This is a genomic window from Longimicrobium sp. (assembly GCF_036280135.1).
Lineage (GTDB): Bacteria > Gemmatimonadota > Gemmatimonadetes > Longimicrobiales > Longimicrobiaceae > Longimicrobium.
Genome location: NZ_DASURI010000493.1, coordinates 1 through 3364 on the forward strand (window position 1 = coordinate 1; position 3364 = coordinate 3364).

At 70.6% G+C, this 3364-nt stretch carries 3 protein-coding genes; all 3 read left to right on the top strand.

The genetic code is table 11. The features are described from left to right. Window positions 1–240 precede the first annotated feature (240 nt). The gene (locus VFZ20_RS15890; protein ID WP_329684893.1) at window positions 241–1359 is read left to right on the top strand and encodes an NUDIX domain-containing protein; all 1119 of its coding nucleotides are present in this window, start codon (window positions 241–243) and stop codon (window positions 1357–1359) included. Window positions 1360–1462: 103 nt separating this feature from the next. Continuing rightward, complete coding sequence (locus VFZ20_RS15895; protein ID WP_329684894.1) at window positions 1463–2659, top strand: hypothetical protein; 1197 nt, start codon at window positions 1463–1465, stop codon at window positions 2657–2659. Between the two features lie 246 nt (window positions 2660–2905). Next, on the top strand, window positions 2906–3364 hold a 459-nt coding region (locus VFZ20_RS15900; protein ID WP_414682944.1), incomplete at its 3' end, for a hypothetical protein.

The window sequence follows — 3364 nt, forward strand, 5'->3', positions numbered from 1 at the left end:
GTCCGTGTGGAACCGGCTTTCGCGCGCGGATCTCGCCTTCTCGCCAACCCTCCCCCGAAGTTGGGGGAGGGGTCGACCGCCGTTGCGAGGAACGTTCAAAAAGGCGGTCGGGGGAGAGGGCCCCCGTCGCGCAGCGACGGACTCCCTGTCGGTTCAAGCCCCCTTGCGCTTCCGTGCGCTCCCGGCGTAGTTCTCGCGTCGAGAATGTAGCGACGCTTTCGCACATCCGCCGGAGAATCCGTGAGCGAACCCATCGACATCCCCCCGGACGAAGACGTCCCGGAGTGGGCGGTACGCTACAACGCGGGCGACTACCCGCTCCAGGCCGTCACGGGCGACGCCGTGGCGCTGGCCCTGGAAAACGGCACCGAGTGGACCCTGCGCGCCCTGCTCGTGGAGCGCGGCAAGGACCCGTTCGGCGGGCTGGACGCGTGGCCGGGCGGCTTCATGGACTGGGAAGACGCCGACACACGCCAGGCCGCCATCCGCGAGCTGGACGAGGAGACGGGCATCCGCGCGCCGGAGTACGTGGAAGCCCTCGCCAGCTACAGCCGCAACGGCCGCGACCCGCGCCAGTTCGCCGGCACCCGCGACGAAAAGACGGGCGCGTGGACGGCCCGCGGCGCGCGCGTGACCACGGCCGCGTACCTCATGCTCGTCTCCGAGCCCGCCGAGCCGAAAGGGGCCGACGACGCCACGCGCGCCCACTGGGCCGACGTCTACGCGTACCTGCCCTGGGAGGACGTGCGCGACGACGCGCGCCGCGCCGGCACCCTCGGCGTGCGCCGGGCGCTGGACGGATGGGCGGGACGCGACCGGACGCGCCTGGCGCGCGTCCGCGACCTGTTCGACCTGGACGACTGGAACGAGGAGCGCACGGCGGAGCGCTGGGCCCTGCTCGTGGAGTCCGCCCTCGTCCCCGAGGGGCGGCGCGACCGCTGGGGCCGGTCCGAACCGCGGGACGACGACGCGTTGTTCGGGCGGGAGATGGCGTTCGATCACCGCGAGATCCTGGCGGACGCACTGGGACGCATCCGCGGCAAGATCAAGTACATGCCCGCCGCGCTGATGGCCCTTACCGGCCCGCGGGCCACGCTGGACGAGCTGCAGGCCGCCTGCGAGGCCATCGCGGGGCGCCCGCTGCACCGGTCCAACTTTCGCCGCGCGGTGGCGCCGCCCGCGCGGACGGAGGCGCGCGCGCCGCGCATCGTGGGCAAGACGGGGCAGCGCCGCGAGCGGGAGGGGAAGGGCCCCGGCGTGGCGCCCGAGATCTACCGGTTCCTGGACGATGCCGTCCGCGCGCGCCTGGACACCTCCATCCGCTTTCCGTGGCTCCCGCTCACCGCGAGCGACCGCTGACGCGCGGCATCACGCCGATTCTGCTTGACGCCGTGCATTCATCCTATTATTCTCGTTTAGAGAATGATGAACACGGCACCGACTCTACTTCCTTCCGCGACGCATGAGCCAGACAACGGGCGGTACCCAGGAGCGCAGCGACCGGCTGCACGAGGGCTTGAGCCAGTTTCCGCGTGAAGTGTTCCAGTTCGACCCGCGGATCTGCAGCGGGTGGCTGTCGGACCGCTACTTTGTCCGCACGGCCAACACGCTGCGCCACGCGGGGCGCGACCCCGTCGTGACCATGCAGGTGTTCGCCAAGCGGCGCGGCGTGCTGGCGGGCGTGTACGAGGCCGTGCGCCTGCTGCAGACGCAGCTCACCCCCGGCTCGGACTACCGCGCGCTGGAGATCGACACGCTGCTGGAGGGCGAGACCATCAACGCCGGCGGCGAGGACGACTGGGAGCCGGTGATGCACGTCACGGGGCCGTACGCCGGCTTCGCGCACCTGGAAACGCCGCTGCTGGGCGTGCTGGCGCGCCGCAGCCTCGTGGCGTCCAACACGCGGACGGTGGTGGAGGCGGCCAACGGAAAGCCCATCATCTTCATGGCGCCGCGCCACGACGACTGGCGCGTGCAGACGCCGGACGGCTACGCGGCGCAGGTGGGCGGCGCGGAGAGCGTCAGCAGCGACGCGGCGGGCGCGTGGTGGGGTGCGCGGGGCGTGGGCACCATGCCGCACGCCATGATCGCTGCCTTCAACGGCGACACGGTCGCGGCCACGCTCGCCTTTGCCCGCTACCTCAAGGCCGAGGAGCCCGACGTGCGGGTCATGTCGCTCGTCGATTATGACAACAACGCCGTGGAGACGTCGCTGGCCGTCGCGCGGGCCGTGCGCGCGGAGCTGGGCGACGGCGTGCTCACGGGCGTGCGGGTGGACACGAGCGAGCGGCTGATCGACCAGTCGCTTATCGGCGACCCGGCGGTGTGGGGGCGCGCCAAGCTCACGGGCGTGAACGCGCACCTCGTCCGCAAGATGCGCGCGGCGCTGGACGCGGAGGGCTTTCAATCCGTGGGCATCGTCGTCAGCGGCGGGTTCACCCCGGACAAGATCAGGACGTTCGAGAAGGAAGGCGTGCCCGTCGTGGCGTACGGCGTGGGCAGCAGCCTGCTGGGCCACAGCCGCGGCGACAACGGCCTGCTGACGGACTTCGACTTCACGGCGGACCTCGTCCGCGTGGATGGCCACGCGGAGGGCAAGGTGGGACGGCAGTTCCGGGAGAATCCGCGCCTCGTCCGCGTGGACTGGGACCGGGTGTGAACGGCAGTGCGAGAGTGCGAGAGTGCGAGAGTGCGAAAGTGCGAAAGTGCGAAAGTGCGAAAGTGCGAAAGTGCGAAAGTGCGAAAGTGCGAAAGTGCGAAAGTGCGAAAGTGCGAAAGTGCGAAAGTGCGAAAGTAAAAGCGGGATGATGACGGGCCGGGGTTGCGGGCTGTCCCTCTAACCTGTCCCCCGTAACCCGCCGTCACCAAGCCGAACGAATCGACATCCCAACCAGGGAGCAAGCATATGCCCGGGCAAGGCCCCAGACGCATCGGCTGGATCGTGGACGTGCAGAACGACTTCATGCTGCCGCCGGAGCAGGGCGGACGGCTGTACGTGCACGACCTGTTCGACAACGGCCAGGACGCCGGCGCCCTGCAGATCGTCCCCGCGCTCGTCCGCGCCACGGAATGGATGCGCGACCACTGCGCCGCCATCGTCTACACGGGCGACTGGCACGCGTACGGCGACGCGGAGATCGACCCCGTGGCGCCGGATGCCACGAAGGGCACGTATCCGCCGCACTGCATGGGCCTTGCGGACGACGCGGACGAGCGTGCCGGCGCCGACATCATCGACGAGATCCGCCCCGCCGATCCCATCGTCCTGGCCCGCGACGCGGACGATGACGCCGCGCGCGACGCCGCCCGCCGCGCCATCGCCGAGGGGCGGCCCGTCTTCATCCACAAGAGCCGCTTCAGCGTC

Coding starts and splice junctions, on each gene's coding strand:
- VFZ20_RS15895 (WP_329684894.1), top strand. CDS start 1,463: ATGAGCCAGACAACGGGCGGTACCCAGGAGCGCAGCGACCGGCTGCAC.